The following is a 15,104-nucleotide window of genomic DNA, read 5'->3' as shown; positions in this document are numbered from 1 at the left end:
GGGTTCGCACGGTTGCCGACGGCACACTGTCACTATGAGTCCGCATCTGTTGGTGGTCGACGACGAACCGAACATCGTCGAGCTGCTGTCCGCGAGTCTGCGTTTCGCCGGGTACGACGTGACGACGGCGACCCACGGCGCCGAGGCGCTGCGCAAGGCGCGGGACGTGGAGCCCGACCTCGTCGTACTCGACGTGATGATGCCCGGGCTGGACGGCTTCGAGGTGGTACGCCGCCTGCGCGGTGAGGACCGGCACGTGCCGGTGCTGTTCCTCACCGCCCGGGACGCGGTCGAGGACAAGGTGCTGGGGCTGCAGACCGGCGGCGACGACTACGTCACCAAGCCGTTCAGCCTCGACGAGCTGGTCGCCCGCGTCCGGGCGCTGCTCCGGCGCTCCGGTCACCGCGAGGAGACCGCGACCGAGGCCGCCGTCCTGCGGTACGCCGACCTCGAGCTCAACGAGGACAGCTACGAGGTGTTCAAGGCCGGCAAGGCCGTGCAGCTGTCGCTGACCGAGTTCAAGCTGCTGCGGTGCCTGCTGGAGAACGCCGAACGGGTGATGTCGAAGGGGCAGATCCTGTCCGCGGTGTGGAACTATGACTTCGCCGGCGACGCGGGCGTGGTCGAGTCGTACATGTCGTACCTGCGCCGTAAGGTCGACACCGGCGACCAGAAGCTGCTCCACACCGTCCGCGGGGTCGGCTACGTACTGCGCACCCCGCGAGGCCCCAACTGATGCAACAGAGTCACCGGCGGTTCACCGACCGGTACCCGCTGCGCGTCACCATCGTCGTCGTACTGCTGGCGCTGGTCGTGCTCGCGCTGGCCGCGTCCGGCGTACTGTCGACGACCATCATGCGCGGCTACCTGATCGACCGCGTCGACGAGCAGCTGCAGCAGACCGCGACCTCGCTCGCGCACGCCCCGTCCGACCGCCGCCCGCTGCCGCCCGGCGCCGGCGGTCCGGTGCGACGGCAGCTGCCGAGCCAGTTCGTCGTCCAGTTCAGCAACTCCGAAGGCATCAGCGACCTCGGCCCGGTCGGGTACCGGCCCGACGAGACCGAGCCGCTGCCGAAGCTGCCGACCCTGAACCTGAACCAGGTCCGCGCGCTCAACGGCAAGTCGTTCGACGTCGACGCGCAGTCCGGCGGCGTCACCTGGCGAGTGCTCGCCGTGGAGACCGACCAGGGCTCCGGTTCGGTGATGGTCGCGCAGAGCCTGAAGGAAATGGACCACACCATCCAGCGCCTGATCGGTATCCAGGCCGCGGCCGGGGTCATCCTGCTCGTACTGCTCGCCGGCGTCGGGACGTTCGTCGTACGGCGGAGTCTGCGCGGGCTGGAGGACGTGGAGAACACCGCCGTCGCGATCGCCGGCGGGGACCTGAGCCGGCGGGTACCGCAGCGGGATCCGCGGACCGAGGTCGGGCGGCTGTCGCTGGCGCTGAACCAGATGCTCGGGCAGATCGAGACCGCCTTCGCGCAACGGACCTCGTCGGAGGCGGCGGCGCGGCGTTCCGAGGATGCCGCACGGCAGTCGGAGGAGGCGGCGCGGCAGTCCGAGGACCGGATGCGGCGGTTCGTGGCGGATGCGTCGCACGAGCTGCGTACGCCGTTGACGTCGATCCGCGGGTTTGCGGAGCTTTCGCGGCAGCGCGGCGATACGACGGACTCGGACACCATGCGGCGGATCGAGGACGAGGCGAAACGGATGGGGCTGCTCGTCGACGACCTGCTGCTGCTGGCGCGGCTCGATCAGCAGCGTCCGTTGCGGCTGGAGTCGGTCGATCTGCTGCCGATCGCTGCCGACGCTCTGCACAACGCGCAGGCAATCCAGCCGGACCGGCCGCTGTCACTGACGATCCTCCCCGACTCGGAGGCTCCTGTCGTCGAAGGCGACGAGGCCCGCCTTCGCCAGGTCCTCGGGAACCTGGTGAGCAACGCCCTCAACTACACCCCCGTCGACGCCCCCATCACGGTGTCGGTCGGCACCCGCGGCACCGAAGCCGTCCTCGAAGTCAGCGACACCGGCCCCGGCCTGTCCGACGAACAGAAGGCCCGCGTCTTCGAACGCTTCTACCGAGCCGACACCGCCCGAACCCGCACCACCGGCGGCTCCGGCCTCGGCCTCTCCATAGTCGCCGCCCTGGTAGCCGCCCACAAAGGCCGAGTAACCACCACCAACACCACCCCCCACGGCGCCACCTTCACCGTCCACCTCCCCCTCACCCGCTAAGCCAACTGTGGGAAAGCGCGCGTGGCCGACTCGCCGTGTTCCAGCACCTGGGCGGCCGGGCCCAGGATCTTCGGGTCTGGGTGGCCTACCAGCTCCTCGTCCTTGTCTGTGTAGTCGTACAGCGACAGGACGTGGCGCATCGCCTCCAAGCGGGCGCGCTTCTTGTCGTTGCTCTTCACAACGGTCCACGGGGCGTGTTCCGTGTCCGTGTAATGGAACATCGCCTCCTTCGCCTCCGTGTACGCCTCCCACTTGTCCAGCGACGCGAGGTCCGTCGGCGACAGCTTCCACTGCCGCACCGGATCGATCTGCCGGATCGTGAAGCGCGTCTGCTGTTCCGCCTGCGACACCGAGAACCACAGCTTCACCAGCTTGATCCCCGACCGCACCAGCATCCGCTCGAACTCCGGCGCCTGCCGCATGAACTCCTCGTACTGCTCCTGGTCGCAGTACCCCATCACATGCTCGACGCACGCGCGGTTGTACCAGGACCGGTCGAACAGCGTCATCTCCCCCGCCGCCGGCAGATGTGCGACGTACCGCTGGAAGTACCACTGCGTCTGCTCGCGCTCCGTCGGCTTCTCGAGCGCGACGATGCTCGCCCCGCGCGGGTTCAGGTGTTCCATGAACCGCTTGATCGTCCCGCCCTTGCCGGCCGCGTCGCGCCCCTCGAACACGATCACCAGCCGCTGCTTCGACCGCTTCACCCAGTACTGCAGCTTGAGCAGCTCGATCTGCAGCAGCCGCTTGTCGCGGTCGTAGATCTCCCGCGGCAGCCGCTCGGCGTACGGGTATCCCTCCCGCCACGTGTCCACCGGGGTACCGTCGGCGCGCAGCAGCACCGGGTCGTCGTCCTCCTCGTCCAGCACGCGGAAGCCGAGCTCTTGCACCAGATCAGGCGTGTTCATGACCCCAGAATCCGCTGCAATGGTGACCTCCAGATGAACAGCGAGGACGTCTCAGCGACGGCGCAGCTTTACCGTGCAGTCGCGCCGATTGATCGGTACGCCGTCCCGCATCACCTGCGCGCGGTCGTGCGCGCGACTGACCAGCGTCTCCCACTCACTCTCGGGCAGCGCGAGGCTCTCGATCACCTCGGCAGGTTCCGGGAAGTGGATCTCCGGATGCGGGTTGTGCTCGCCGGGCGGGAACCCGAGGTGCCCTTCGATCAGCAGTACGCCGCCAGGCGCCACAGCGGCCGCCGCGCGCCGCAGAATGCCGTCGCGTGGCAGGTCGGTCTTGGAGTGCAGGAACTGCACCGACACCAGATCGAACTCCCCGTCCGGGAACGAACTGCCCAGCTCGTGCTGCTGCCAGTCGATCCGCTCGCCGACCCGCGCCGCCTTCGCATGCTCGGCCGCCCGCCCCAGCGCGACCGTCGAGACGTCGACGGCCGTCACCGTCCACCCCCGCTCCGCGAGCCAGATCGCGTCGGCCCCTTCACCACAGCCGAGATCGAGCGCCCGCCCCGGCGCCAGCCCGGCCACCTCCTCCGCGAACGCGACGTTCGGCTTCCCGCTCCAGATCTGCTCGTGCTCGGAGTAGAAGGCGTTCCAGAACTCATCGGGCAACTGTTCGGTCGTCATACCGCGATCGTCCGCCACCACCCGGCATCCCGGCAAACAATCTTGCCGCACCGGCAAAAGCCGGTTGCTCCCGCGCCTAAGATCGAATCCCCCCATCGGAATGAGGTTTTGGTGATCGAGGACGGCGAGGAGATCCCGCTGGTCGGCGGCGACGTGACCGAGGGGCTGGTGCGAGTCGGTGACACCGTGCGGCGGCCGCCGGGTGAGCGGCCCGACATGGTCCGCGAACTCCTGCTCCACCTGGAGAAGGCGGGGTTCGACGGCGCGCCTCGGTTCCTCGGTGTCGACTCGAAGGGCCGGCACGCGCTGTCGTACATCGAGGGCGAGGTGGCCGGTCGTCCGCGGCCGGCGTGGATTGCCGACGAGGAGCGGATGCTGTCGGTCGCGCGGCTGCTCCGGGCGTACCACGACGCGGTCGAGGGGTACGGCGTACCCGAGAATCTGCCGGCGCCGATCGAGCCGCCGGGACTGCCCGCGCTCGACGATCCGCCGGAGCTGGTCGGGCATCAGGACGTGACGCCGGAGAACGTCGTGTTCCGCGAGGGCCGTGCGTACGCGCTGATCGACTTCGACCTGGCGCGGCCGGTGAGCCGGGTGTCGGACTTCGTCAACCTGATGCTGTGGTGGGCGCCGCTCGGTGCCGACGCCGACCTGGACCCGGAGTTCCGCGGTCTCGATCGGCCGCGACGCGGCCGGCTGCTCGCCGACGCGTACGGGTTGCCGGACGCCGACCGCAAGCGGGTGCTCCCGTTGTCGATCGCGCGGAACGAGCGGGCCTGGCACACGATGAAGTACCGCGCCGAGACGCTCGGCGGCGGCTGGCAGCGGATGTGGAGCGAGGGAGTCGGCGACACGATCCGGCGACGCCAGACCTGGCTCGAGGAGAACGCCGACTCCCTCACGTCCGCACTGCTCAGCTGACCGCCACCCTGAGGTTGCCCGAGGCAACAAGCCTCGGGCAGCCCTGCGTCAGTGGGCGATCTTGACCTCGGCGCCGGCCTTCGCCGACTCGTAGATCGCGGACAGCATCTTGGCCATCTCCAGGCCCTGTGCCGCGGTCGCGTCGGCCGGGATCTCGCCGCGGCAGATGTGCAGGAAGTGGTCGATCTGGTTCGCGAACCCGACCTTGAAGTCGAACCCGAGCGAGTCGATCTGCGGCTGCACGTGCAGCAGCGTGTCGTGCCGCTCGGTGACCATCAGCAGCTCCGGCTCGATCTCCGCGCCGCCCTTGTCGCCGTGGATCCGGACACTCAGCTCGTTGCGTGCGTGCAGCGAGTACGACGTGTCCACGTCCAGGACCGCCCCGCCCTCGAACCGGATCTGCGCGGTCGCGTAGTCCTCGACCGTGTTCGGCCGCGCCGCCGACGCCGCCTTGTACCGGGTTAGGTTCTGGATGTTGTCGCGCGCACCCAGCGGGGCGAACGTCGCACCGGACGCGGACACCGGCTTCGGCATCCCCATCAGGTACCAGCACAGGTCGATGATGTGGACGCCGAGGTCGATCAGCGGGCCGCCGCCGGACAGTTCGACGTCGCCGAACCAGCCGCCCGGGTTGCCGGCCGTCCGCAGCAGCGTCGCACGGGCCGCGTAGATGGTGCCGAACTCGCCGGCCTCGAGGAACCGCTTCGTGACCAGCGCGTTCGGCGCGTACCGCCGTACGTATCCGATCTGCAGCGCCTTACCCGTCTCCTCGACCGCCTTCACCAGCGCCTCAGCCTCGGGCACCGTCACGGTCATCGGCTTCTCGACCAGAACGTTCTTGCCGGCCCGGAGCGCCGCCTCGGCGATCGGGGCGTGCAGCGTGTTCGGTACGCAGACGCTCACCGCGTCGACGTTCGGGTCCGAGAAGATCTCCTCCGGGTCGCCGGTCACCCGCTCGACCCCGAACTGTTCGCCGCGCGCCTTCGCCCGTTCGAGGTCCACGTCGCACACCGCGACGAGGTCGGCCTGGGGGTTCTTCTGGTACGCGCTCAAGTGCTCGACTGCGATCGAGCCGAGCCCGATCACCGCAATCCGCGTCGTCATATCAGGCATTGCCTTCCGTCAGTCGGAGGATGTTGGCGAGCGAACGCTCGATGGCAGGCAGCGGCGCCTCCATGCCCTCGAACTCCAGGCTCACCGGTACGTCGGGCTTGGTCGCGGCCAGTGCGAGCAGCGAAGCGACATCCACGTCGCCGTGGCCCGTGACCGTGCCGAGCAGGTAGTCGCCGGCCAGCGTCTTCAGCCAGCCGTCACCCGCCGAGCGGCGGATGTGGAAGTCCTTCACGCCGATCGACGCCGCGACGTCGATCAGCCCGGCGGCCGTCTTGCCCGGGACCTCGCCGACGCACAGGCCGTTGCCGAGGTCGAGCGTGACCCGGAAGTTCGGGCGGTCCACGGTGTGCACCAGGCGGGCCAGCCGCTCGCTGCCGTTCATGAAGAAGCCGTGGTTCTCGATCGTCGACACGATGCCGAGCCCGGCCGCGTGGTCGGCGACCGCCCGGCAGCCCTCGACGACCTGCGCGAACGTCGTCTCGAACTCGCCCGGGTCCTGCTCCCGCCACGCCCACGGCGCGACGTCGTGCCGGAAGATCCGCGCGCCGAACGCGTGCGCCACGTCCAGCTGCCGGCGCAGCCGGTCGACCTCGGCCGTGTCCGCGGTCCGCAGGTCGCCGCTGACCAGGTAGTTCACGATCGGTACGCCGATCTCCTCGGCGTGCTTCGCGGTGTCGCGGACGACGTCCTGGTGCTCCAGGTAGTACTCGCCGTCCATCGCGGCCACCTCGATGTGCCCGGCCGACGAGGCCGCGACCCAGTCCAGGACACCGATCAGGTCCATCTCGCCGCTCGTCATGAGCTGGCGAAAACAGTACGAACTGACTCCGAGCTTCACTTTTCATCTCCGATGTAGGTGCGGAACTTGAGGGTGGAGAAACCACGCGAACAATGACGGTTCAGAAAGTGTCGGTTCTCCGTGTTTAGGTTGCTGCCATGACGGCATCGCCCCCAGGCCATACCTGCGAGACCGAGGACATTGCGCGCGCGAGGTACAAGTACCGGTTGCGTGTGTCGTCTACGGCCGCCGGTGCGCTGCTTCGCGAGTGGGATCGTTGCCGGTGGGTCTGGAACGAATGCGTCGCGAAATCCCGGCAGATCCACAGGCACAACCGGGCTGCTCCGGGCCACAAGCTGACCTGCGGACCAGCACAGCTGGACCGGATGCTTACCGAGGCTCGTGCTCGCGCACCGTGGCTGCGCGCGGGCGCCAGCGTGCCGCAGCAGCAAACGATCCGGGACTTCGCCAAATCCAGAACGAAGGCGTTGAAAGACATCAAGGACGGGCTGCCGGTGCGGCAACGTGCTGGCATGCCTCGCCCGAAGAAGAAGAGGGTAGCGCTGCCGACCCTCAACTACACGAGGAGCGGCTTCCGCTTGAAAGACGGGCGCCTGCAGCTCGCGGGTGGAATCGTCCTTACCGTCGTGTGGTCTCGCGACCTGCCATCGCCGCCGTCCTCGGTTCGCGTCCTTCGCGACAGCTTGGGGCATTGGTACGCGACGTTCGTCGTCAGCGCGCGACGAGAACCGCTGCCCGCGACCGGTCGTGTCATCGGTGTGGACTGGGGCGTCAAGGAAACCGCGACCACTACCTGCGACACCTTCGACTTGCCGCATGCCCAGCACGGCAAGGCCGCCGCGAAGCAGCTCGCCACACACCAGCGGGCGATGGCTCGCAGGAAACCTGTCAAAGGACAGGGCACATCGCGAAGGTACCGCGCCGCAAGACATCAGGCCGCGAAACTGCAGAAGAAGGTCGCGAGACAGCGACAGGACGCCGCGAGGAAATGGGCCAAGGCGGTTGTCCGCGAGCACGACGTGATCGCAGTCGAGGACTTTCGACCGAAGTTTCTCGCCAAATCGTCCATGGCCCGGAAAGCCGCCGATGCAGCAATCGGCGCAACGAAGCAAGCTCTGCTCGAAATGAGCCGAAAGCACGGGCGCGATGTGCGTCTTGTGAATCCCGCGCATACCACCATGGACTGCGCGGCGTGCGGTGCGAGAGCCAAGCACGCACTTCCCCTTTCCGAACGGATCTATACGTGTAGGTCGTGCGGCACGGTGTCTCCGAGAGACAAGAACTCCGCGCGGGTGATGCTCATCCGGGCTGGTCTGTACCCGGCTGGTGCTGACGGCGCAAGACCTCTGGCAGCGCGCCTGCCGGGGCGGCCTGAGCCAGGAATCCCGCCGTCAGGAGGGAGCAGTCAATGGGTAGTCCTCTCCACTTCATGAATGATGTTGCTCCAGGGGCTTGGGAAGTCCTGGATGCCGTAGATGGCAGGGCTGAACCGGTCGAACGCGTTGCCGACCGCCCCGAGTACGACCGCCTCGCGCCCCAGGGCGGCGGCGACGAAGGGTGGGCGCTCGGGGAAGACCAGTTCGTTCTCGACCGCGGCGGCGAGCGGGCGGAGCAGCGCGCTGCTGTCCGCCGCGGGTCCACCGCGGACGACGACCACCTCCGGGTCGACGACCAGCAGTACGGTCGCGATCCGCGAGGCGATCTGAGTGCAGAAGTCCTCCAGCTCGGCTTGGGCACCGGGGTCGCCCGCTGCCGCAGCTGTGAGTACTTCGGCGCCGGTCGGGCGGGCCGACCAGACGAGTTGTCCGCGTTGGGCGTTGCGGGTCCAGCGCATGCCGCGTTGGGCGCCGAGCTCACCGGCGAGGCGGTGCCGTCCTTGGCGGATGACGCCGTTCAGCACGATCGACACCGAGAGCCGGTGTCCGATCTGCAGGTAGACGACGTCGGAGTATCCAAGGCCGGCCCCACCTCGCTGCTCGGCCAGAGCTGCCAACTTGATGTCGTTGTCGACAACAACCGGCACCCCCAACTCCTTCTCCAGCAACTCCCCCACCGGCAATCCCACCAACCCAGGCATCGCGAGGCTCGCCCGCAACCGCCCATCTCCCTCCACAACCCCCGGCAACCCAACCCCCACCGCCCGCAACCGCCCAAGGTCAACCGCGGCCGAGGCCGAAGCATCCCCCCGCACGAGACGCTCAGCGCCGCCCCCCACACCACCCACCGCGGAGCCCGCACCACCAACCCCCACACCACCCAGCGCGGAACCCGCACCACCAACCCCCACACCACCCAGCGCGGAACCCGCACCACCAACCCCCACACCACCCACCGCGGAACCCGCACCACCAACCCCCACACCACCCACCGCGGAACCCGCACCACCAACCCCCACACCACCCAGCGCGGAGCGCGCGGTGGTGGTCGCGGTGCCGTCCGGGGCGCTGTGCTCCGCGCCTGCACTGTCCGGTGCGACGCTTGGCGCTCCCCGTTCACCATCTGCGCGGGCGGGAGCGGCGTTCGCCGGTCCCGAGCCGGGGCGCACAGCCCCGGCTGCTTCGGTGGAAGATGCTGCGGCCTGTAGTGCGCGTGGGATGAGGGAGAGGTCGGCGGGGGTGGTGGTGGGGAGTTCAGCGTAGGCGACTCGGTGGCCGGAGAGGTCGCAGATGATGGCTCGGGCGCCTCGGGGGCCCAGGTCCACGGCGGCTACCAGGCCGGCTTCGCGGGCGAAGCGGAAGGCTCGGGCGGGGCGGCCAGGCCCGGCTGTGGCGGGGGTGGTGGGCTCGACCAGGCCGGCGTCGACAAGGTCGTCGAGGACGGCGTGAACCGTCGGGCGGGACAGGCCGGTGGCCTCGCTGAGGACGCCGACCGTGCGCGCCTCGTCGGCGTCGGCGAGGAAGCGCAGGCAGGCGACCTGGTTCGCGGCTCGCTCCGCCTGCGCGGCTCCGCGTGCAGTCTCCATCGACCCCAACCCATTAAGGAACCGGCTTTAATAAAGACGGTAGCAGAATGGCCGGACCGACGGCAATGGTCGTTGCCGCAAGCAACTACCGGTTCAGCACGAACCGCTCCACGACCGTCCACGTGGTCGTCGTCAGCACGTACAACCCGGCCGCCAACGGCACGAACGCGACCGTCACCAACGTCCCGAACGGCAGCAACAGCGCCACCCGCCGCGACATCGTCGAGGCGGAGTCGTCCAACTGCCGCAACTGCAACCGCGCCGAGAAGAACGCCACTACAGCGAGCAACACAGCGATCACCAAATACGCCGGAGTCCCGGTGAAGATCGTCCAATGCGCCCCGAGCGGCGCACCGAACAGACTCCCGCTGATCAACTGATTCGACTCCCCCGCCACCACCGCACGAGAGAACAGCGTGTACATCAACCAGAAGAACGGCATCTGCGCGAGCAAGGGCAGGAACCCGGCGAACACCGACGTACCGGACTCGGCCTGCAACTTCGTCAGCTCACGCTGCAGCCGCTCGGGATCGCCCCGGTGCTTCTCGGTGAGCTGTTTGTACTGCGGCATCAGCGCGGACCGCGCCTGCATCCCGCGATGCGCCCGCACGCTGAGCGGGACCAGACAGAGCCGGACGAGGACGGTGCACAGCACGATCGCGATCACGGCGGCGTACGCACCGGTCAGCGGCTGGAGGGCGGAGACGAGGGACGTGAGCAAGTGATAGGCACCGGCGACCGGTGCCTCCAGGAAAGAAGGCACAGCAGAACTCCACGAGTGTGTAGGAACAGGTAGCGAGGTGGAGCGCTACTGCCCTGGTGCTCGTGGTCGGGGCCGGCCGGCGAGGTCGGGATCCCGGAGGGAGAGGTACGCGGTACGGCGGGCATTGGCCCGGGTGGCGCTCACCCGCGCCGGGAGCGGCGAGGCGAGCGGGCGCTGCGCCGCGGTGCGGGCCATGGTGACCTGGACCGCCAGAAACAGCACGGCCGCCGCCGTAAAGACGGCGACGGCCAACGAGGGTGTGCTGAGCGCAGGGATCACCAGCGCGAGCAAGCCGGCGATCCACTGCGTCATGGCATCAGTCCAGGTAGTCCCGGAGCACCTGCGACCGCGACGGGTGCCGGAGCTTCGACATGGTCTTGGACTCGATCTGGCGGATCCGCTCGCGGGTCACGCCGTACACCTTGCCGATCTCGTCGAGGGTCTTCGGCTGGCCGTCGGTGAGACCGAAGCGCATCGAGACGACGCCGGCCTCCCGCTCGGACAGCGTGTCGAGGACCGCGTGCAGCTGCTCCTGGAGCAGCGTGAACGAGACGGCCTCGGCCGGCACGATCGCCTCGGAGTCCTCGATCAGGTCGCCGAACTCGGAGTCGCCGTCCTCACCGAGCGGGGTGTGCAGCGAGATCGGCTCGCGGCCGTACTTCTGCACCTCGATGACCTTCTCCGGGGTCATGTCGAGCTCCTTGGCGAGCTCCTCCGGAGTGGGCTCCCGGCCGAGGTCCTGCAGCATCTGCCGCTGGACGCGGGCCAGCTTGTTGATGACCTCGACCATGTGCACCGGGATCCGGATGGTGCGGGCCTGGTCGGCCATCGCCCGGGTGATCGCCTGCCGGATCCACCAGGTGGCATACGTCGAGAACTTGTAGCCCTTGGTGTAGTCGAACTTCTCGACCGCGCGGATCAGACCGAGGTTGCCCTCCTGGATCAGGTCCAGGAACAGCATGCCGCGGCCGGTGTAGCGCTTGGCCAACGACACCACCAGGCGCAGGTTGGCCTCGAGCAGGTGGTTCTTGGCGCGCCGGCCGTCCTCGGAGATCCACTCGTACTCGTCGCGGACCTTCTCCTTGAGCTTGGCGGCCTCGTCCGCGATCTGCTCCTCGGCGAACAGGCCGGCCTCGATCCGCTTCGCGAGCTCGACCTCCTGCTCGGCGTTCAGCAGCGGGACCTTGCCGATCTGCTTCAGGTAGTCCTTGACCGGGTCCGCGGTGGCACCGGCGACCATCACCTGCTGCTCGGGCTCGTCGGTCTCGTCGGCCTCGGAGACGATGAAGCCCTGGTCCTCGGTGAGTTCCTTCTCCAGCCCCTTGACCGCTTCAGGCTGGAAGTCGGACTCGTCCACCTCGTCGAGAGCGCGCGGCTTCCCGGTCTTCGGGTCGATCGCCACACCCGCCTCGGACACTGCCTTCTTCGCCGGAGCCTTCTTGGCGGCGACCTTCTTCGCGGGGATACCGTCCTCCTTGGTACTGGCGGTCTTCACCGCCGCCTTCTTCGCGGCTACCTTCTTGGCAGCGGGATCGGTCACTCGGGCGCTGGTCCTCGGAGCCGTGCTGCGGGCGGTGGCGGCCACGGCCCGGGCCGGCTCGGCGGGAAGGTTCTCGGACGAGCTGGACGACACGAATTACCTCTCGTCTGACGCAGGGTTTGTACGACGGTACGACGTTGTGTTGCGGAGTCTTTGGGTACGGCGGTTCGCGGCTGCTCGCTGGTCAGGCGGCGGCAACAGTCCATTGTAATCTGCGAACCAAGCCCACGCGTCGCACGACCCCCCGGAAGCGTGCTTTCCGGGGGGTCGGGAGCGCCGATCTTTGCTCACCCGTTACGTGTCTGCCGGAGCGGTCGCGCGACGATCGGCCGCCGGACCAGTTGCTGCTCCTGCTTGAACTGCCGGACCTTCACCAGCGACGCCACGTCGATGACGTCGGCGACGGACTTGTACGCGCCGTCCTCGCCGTACGGCTCGGACGCCTCGCGCCAGCCGCGCGGCCGGACCTTGAGCTGCTTGCCGAGCAGCGCGACGAAGATCTTCGCCTTCTGCGCGCCGAAGCCCGGCAGGGCGGACAGCCTGGCGAGCAGGTCGTCACCGGACTTCACGTCGGACCACAGGCCGGAGGCGTTCCCGGAGTAGTGGTCGTCGAGGTGCTTGGCCAGAGTCTGGATCCGGGCCGCCATCGCGGTCGGGAAGCGGTGCACGGCGGGCGGGCCGGCCACCACCTCGACGAACGCGTCCGGGTCGTAGTGCGCGACCGTGGACGGATCGAACGGACCGAGCATCCGGTGCGCGATCGCGACCGGGCCGGCGAACGCCCGTTCCATCGGAATCTGCTGGTCGAGCAGCATGCCCACCAGCAGGGCGAACGGATCTCTGCTCAACATCTCGTCGGCGTCGGGTTGCTGGGCCAGGCACAGCTTTCTGCTGCGTGTCGAAGTCACCTCAGTCCTCCCCTTCGTCGGCCTTCACGGCCAGCACCGGACACGGCGCGTCCAGCAGCACCCGCTGCGCGTTGCTGCCGAGGATGAGCTTGCCGACCGGTGACCGGCGCCGCAGCCCGATCACGATGAACTCCGCGTGCACCTGCTCGGCGACGGCCACCAGGTCCTCCGCCGGGTCCAGGCCACGCACCAGTTGCCGCACCTCGTACGGCACACCGGTCGAGTCCAACTGCTCCCGTACCTCCGTCAGCGCCGCGTCGCTCGCCGCGGCTTCGTCGCTGTCGTAGCTGCGCCCGCCCCGATGCGAGTTCACCACCACCAGCTTGGCGTCTCGCAGCGTCGCTTCCTCCGCTGCCCGCCGAAGGGCCGCACGGCCTTCCGCCTTCGGCACATAACCCACGACGATGGTCGTCATCGCCCTGCCTCACCTCCGGGTGTGTGTCGACCCGTCTCGAACGATACTGCTCCCGACCCCGGTCGGCATCCGCTGCATTTGCACCTGTTGTGTCGCACCGGTGACGGAGGGCTGCCGGTGCCCGACTACTACCCGCCGCGGGCCTGCCTAACCTTCCGGTGGCCACACCTTTGCAGGGCTGTCACCAAAAGCGCCACCCCTGTAGTCCGGGTCGTTATCGAACTCGTCGCAGTTCTGCCTCAGGAGGCACCCCGGAGACACCCCGGTACGCCGTTGCCCAGGGCAAGAGCGGGCCCGGTTCCGCCAGGAGGACCGGGGTTCCGCCGGCCTTGTCCCACGTTGTCGGAGGTTCCTAACCGGTTCAGTCGATCGGCCATTCATGGACGGGCGTGTTGTCGTGCATGTGGTCGCGGTACCGGCGTAGCATCCCGCGCAATGCGTCCCGGCGACCGTGCGAGCCCTGTGTATACAGGCGATGGAAGACGTCCGCCTGCCAGGACGCACCGTTACGGTTCGTGAGGCAACGCTGCTCGATGATCCCGAGCAGCCGGTCGCGCACCGCCACGTCGACGCCCCAGGCATCGAGACCGCGAACCGCCAACGGCAGCAGGCGTCTGAGCACCAGCTCGGTCGCCCGCGCCGTACCGACACCGGGCCAGAAGACCTCGGCGTCGATGCCGTTGCGGGCCGCGTTGTGGAAGTTCTCCTCGGCGGCGCTGAACGACATCTGCGACCAGATCGGCCGTTCGTCGTCGGCCAGCGCCCGGACCAGCCCGAAGTAGAAGGCGCCGTTGGCAATCGTGTCGACCACCGTCGGGCCGGCCGGCAGCACCCGGTTCTCGACCCGCAGGTGCGGCTTCTCCCGGACAACGTCGTACACCGGGCGGTTCCAGCGATAGATCGTCCCGTTGTGCAGCCGCAACTCCGAAAGAGCTGGCGTGTCGCCGCGGTCCAGCACGGCGATCGGATCCTCGTCGGAGGTCACCGGCAGCAGCGCCGGGTAGTACCGCGAGTTCTCCTCGAAGAGGTCGAAGATCGAGGTGATCCACCGTTCACCGAACCACACCCGCGGCCGCACGCCCTGGGTCTTCAGCTCGTGCGTGCGGGTGTCGGCGGCCTGCTCGAACAACGCGATCCGGGTCTCCCGGAGCAGTTCCTTGCCGAACAGGAACGGCGAGTTCGCCCCGACCGCGAGCTGTACGCCGGAGATCGCCTGGGCGGCGTTCCAGTACCGCGGGAACGCGTCGGGCGTGACCTGCAGGTGGAACTGCGTCGACGTACAGGCGGCCTCCGGGACGATGCTGTCGGCGGTCACCTGCAGGCGTTCGACGCCGTCGATGGAGATCTGCACGTCCTCGCCGCGGGCGGCGAAGATCTGGTCGTTGAGCAGCGCGTACCGTGGGTTGGTGCTGAGCGCCTCGCGGTGGATGTGCTCGGTGAGCAGTGTCGGCAGGATCCCGACCACCACCATCGACGAGCCGGTCCGGGCGGCCTTGTCCTCGGCGGCGTTCAGGCTGTCCCGGATGTTCGACTCCATCGTGTCCAGCCCGAGCCCGTCGATCTGCCCGGGCGGCACGTTGATCTCGATGTTGAACTGGCCGAGCTCGGTCTGGAACGCGTCGTCCTCGATCGCGCTCAGCACCTCGGCGTTCTTCATCGCCGGGTCGCAGTGCTCGTCGACCAGGTTCAGCTCGATCTCGATCCCGGTCATCGGACGTTCCGGGGCGAACCGGTTCTCGCGCAGCATCCGCGCGAAGGCGTCCAGGTTGCGGTGCACCTGCTCCCGGAACGCGGTCCGGTCCGCCCGGCTGAACTCGACCCGGTCGACTTCCTCACCCATCAGCGCCTCCCCTGGTGGCTCC

The 15,104-nt window shown here is 68.5% G+C and carries 15 protein-coding genes; 4 read left to right on the top strand and 11 right to left on the bottom strand.

The genetic code is table 11. The features are described 5' to 3' along the window. Positions 1-34 precede the first annotated feature (34 nt). Together ACFV9C_RS10875 and ACFV9C_RS10870 are read left to right on the top strand one after the other, a co-directional pair. The gene (locus ACFV9C_RS10875) at positions 35-736 is read left to right on the top strand and encodes a response regulator transcription factor (RefSeq protein ID WP_380192571.1); all 702 of its coding nucleotides are present in this window, start codon (positions 35-37) and stop codon (positions 734-736) included. Beyond that, a complete protein-coding gene (locus tag ACFV9C_RS10870; protein WP_380192569.1) occupies positions 736-2,235 on the top strand; it encodes a sensor histidine kinase in 1,500 nt (499 codons plus the stop codon). The genes ACFV9C_RS10875 and ACFV9C_RS10870 overlap by 1 nt, the downstream gene beginning before the upstream one ends. Here ACFV9C_RS10870 and ppk2 read toward each other — a convergent pair. Next, positions 2,232-3,143: a polyphosphate kinase 2 gene (gene ppk2, locus ACFV9C_RS10865; protein WP_380192567.1), complete on the bottom strand. Its 912-nt coding sequence runs from the start codon at positions 3,141-3,143 to the stop codon at positions 2,232-2,234. The genes ACFV9C_RS10870 and ppk2 overlap by 4 nt on opposite strands. 51 nt (positions 3,144-3,194) lie before the next feature. Continuing rightward, positions 3,195-3,821 (bottom strand): class I SAM-dependent methyltransferase, encoded by a 627-nt coding sequence (locus ACFV9C_RS10860; RefSeq protein WP_380192566.1) that lies wholly within the window; start codon positions 3,819-3,821, stop codon positions 3,195-3,197. A 111-nt stretch (positions 3,822-3,932) separates the two neighbouring features. Here ACFV9C_RS10860 and ACFV9C_RS10855 point away from each other — a divergent pair, with 111 nt between their 5' ends. Further along, the gene (locus tag ACFV9C_RS10855; protein ID WP_380192565.1) at positions 3,933-4,742 is read left to right on the top strand and encodes a phosphotransferase; all 810 of its coding nucleotides are present in this window, start codon (positions 3,933-3,935) and stop codon (positions 4,740-4,742) included. 48 nt (positions 4,743-4,790) lie between these two features. Here the strand turns inward: ACFV9C_RS10855 and ACFV9C_RS10850 are convergent, their stop codons facing one another. Next, on the bottom strand, positions 4,791-5,846 hold the full coding sequence (locus tag ACFV9C_RS10850; protein ID WP_380192564.1) for a Gfo/Idh/MocA family protein: 1,056 nt from the start codon (positions 5,844-5,846) through the stop codon (positions 4,791-4,793). Between the two features lies 1 nt (position 5,847). Beyond that, complete coding sequence (locus ACFV9C_RS10845) at positions 5,848-6,639, bottom strand: sugar phosphate isomerase/epimerase family protein (RefSeq protein ID WP_380192563.1); 792 nt, start codon at positions 6,637-6,639, stop codon at positions 5,848-5,850. Between the two features lie 152 nt (positions 6,640-6,791). Between ACFV9C_RS10845 and ACFV9C_RS10840 the strand changes: the two genes are divergently transcribed. Further along, on the top strand, positions 6,792-8,087 hold the full coding sequence (locus ACFV9C_RS10840; RefSeq protein ID WP_380192561.1) for an RNA-guided endonuclease InsQ/TnpB family protein: 1,296 nt from the start codon (positions 6,792-6,794) through the stop codon (positions 8,085-8,087). Here the strand turns inward: ACFV9C_RS10840 and ACFV9C_RS10835 are convergent. The 7 genes from ACFV9C_RS10835 to ACFV9C_RS10805 form a co-directional block, all read right to left on the bottom strand. Further along, positions 8,060-9,616, bottom strand: a complete 1,557-nt coding sequence (locus ACFV9C_RS10835) for an ROK family transcriptional regulator (RefSeq protein WP_380192560.1) — start codon at positions 9,614-9,616, stop codon at positions 8,060-8,062. The two genes, ACFV9C_RS10840 and ACFV9C_RS10835, sit on opposite strands and share 28 nt — an antisense overlap. A gap of 85 nt (positions 9,617-9,701) precedes the next feature. Beyond that, complete coding sequence (locus ACFV9C_RS10830) at positions 9,702-10,379, bottom strand: YidC/Oxa1 family membrane protein insertase (RefSeq protein ID WP_380192559.1); 678 nt, start codon at positions 10,377-10,379, stop codon at positions 9,702-9,704. A 45-nt stretch (positions 10,380-10,424) separates the two neighbouring features. Next, the gene (locus tag ACFV9C_RS10825) at positions 10,425-10,691 is read right to left on the bottom strand and encodes a DUF6412 domain-containing protein (RefSeq protein WP_380192558.1); all 267 of its coding nucleotides are present in this window, start codon (positions 10,689-10,691) and stop codon (positions 10,425-10,427) included. A gap of 4 nt (positions 10,692-10,695) precedes the next feature. Beyond that, positions 10,696-12,012, bottom strand: a complete 1,317-nt coding sequence (locus tag ACFV9C_RS10820) for an RNA polymerase sigma factor (RefSeq protein ID WP_380192556.1) — start codon at positions 12,010-12,012, stop codon at positions 10,696-10,698. Between the two features lie 194 nt (positions 12,013-12,206). Further along, on the bottom strand, positions 12,207-12,827 hold the full coding sequence (locus tag ACFV9C_RS10815; RefSeq protein ID WP_380192555.1) for an HhH-GPD-type base excision DNA repair protein: 621 nt from the start codon (positions 12,825-12,827) through the stop codon (positions 12,207-12,209). A gap of 1 nt (position 12,828) precedes the next feature. Continuing rightward, complete coding sequence (locus tag ACFV9C_RS10810) at positions 12,829-13,242, bottom strand: universal stress protein (protein ID WP_325041924.1); 414 nt, start codon at positions 13,240-13,242, stop codon at positions 12,829-12,831. 361 nt (positions 13,243-13,603) lie between these two features. Further along, positions 13,604-15,082, bottom strand: a complete 1,479-nt coding sequence (locus tag ACFV9C_RS10805) for a glutamate--cysteine ligase (RefSeq protein ID WP_380192553.1) — start codon at positions 15,080-15,082, stop codon at positions 13,604-13,606. Positions 15,083-15,104 lie beyond the last annotated feature (22 nt).

This window comes from Kribbella sp. NPDC059898 (assembly GCF_042730855.1).
GTDB lineage: Bacteria > Actinomycetota > Actinomycetes > Propionibacteriales > Kribbellaceae > Kribbella.
Note: the sequence above shows the minus strand (reverse complement) of the source record. Positions and strands in the feature narration are given on the sequence as shown.

Bases quoted from the DNA above. Each gene is read 5' to 3' on its own strand.
- ACFV9C_RS10875 (WP_380192571.1), top strand. From the start codon at position 35: ATGAGTCCGCATCTGTTGGTGGTCGACGACGAACCGAACATCGTCGAG.
- ACFV9C_RS10835 (WP_380192560.1), bottom strand. From the start codon at position 9,616: ATGGAGACTGCACGCGGAGCCGCGCAGGCGGAGCGAGCCGCGAACCAG.
- ppk2 (WP_380192567.1), bottom strand. From the start codon at position 3,143: ATGAACACGCCTGATCTGGTGCAAGAGCTCGGCTTCCGCGTGCTGGAC.
- ACFV9C_RS10860 (WP_380192566.1), bottom strand. From the start codon at position 3,821: ATGACGACCGAACAGTTGCCCGATGAGTTCTGGAACGCCTTCTACTCC.
- ACFV9C_RS10805 (WP_380192553.1), bottom strand. From the start codon at position 15,082: ATGGGTGAGGAAGTCGACCGGGTCGAGTTCAGCCGGGCGGACCGGACC.
- ACFV9C_RS10825 (WP_380192558.1), bottom strand. From the start codon at position 10,691: ATGACGCAGTGGATCGCCGGCTTGCTCGCGCTGGTGATCCCTGCGCTC.
- ACFV9C_RS10870 (WP_380192569.1), top strand. From the start codon at position 736: ATGCAACAGAGTCACCGGCGGTTCACCGACCGGTACCCGCTGCGCGTC.
- ACFV9C_RS10840 (WP_380192561.1), top strand. From the start codon at position 6,792: ATGACGGCATCGCCCCCAGGCCATACCTGCGAGACCGAGGACATTGCG.
- ACFV9C_RS10850 (WP_380192564.1), bottom strand. From the start codon at position 5,846: ATGACGACGCGGATTGCGGTGATCGGGCTCGGCTCGATCGCAGTCGAG.
- ACFV9C_RS10810 (WP_325041924.1), bottom strand. From the start codon at position 13,242: ATGACGACCATCGTCGTGGGTTATGTGCCGAAGGCGGAAGGCCGTGCG.
- ACFV9C_RS10845 (WP_380192563.1), bottom strand. From the start codon at position 6,639: ATGGACCTGATCGGTGTCCTGGACTGGGTCGCGGCCTCGTCGGCCGGG.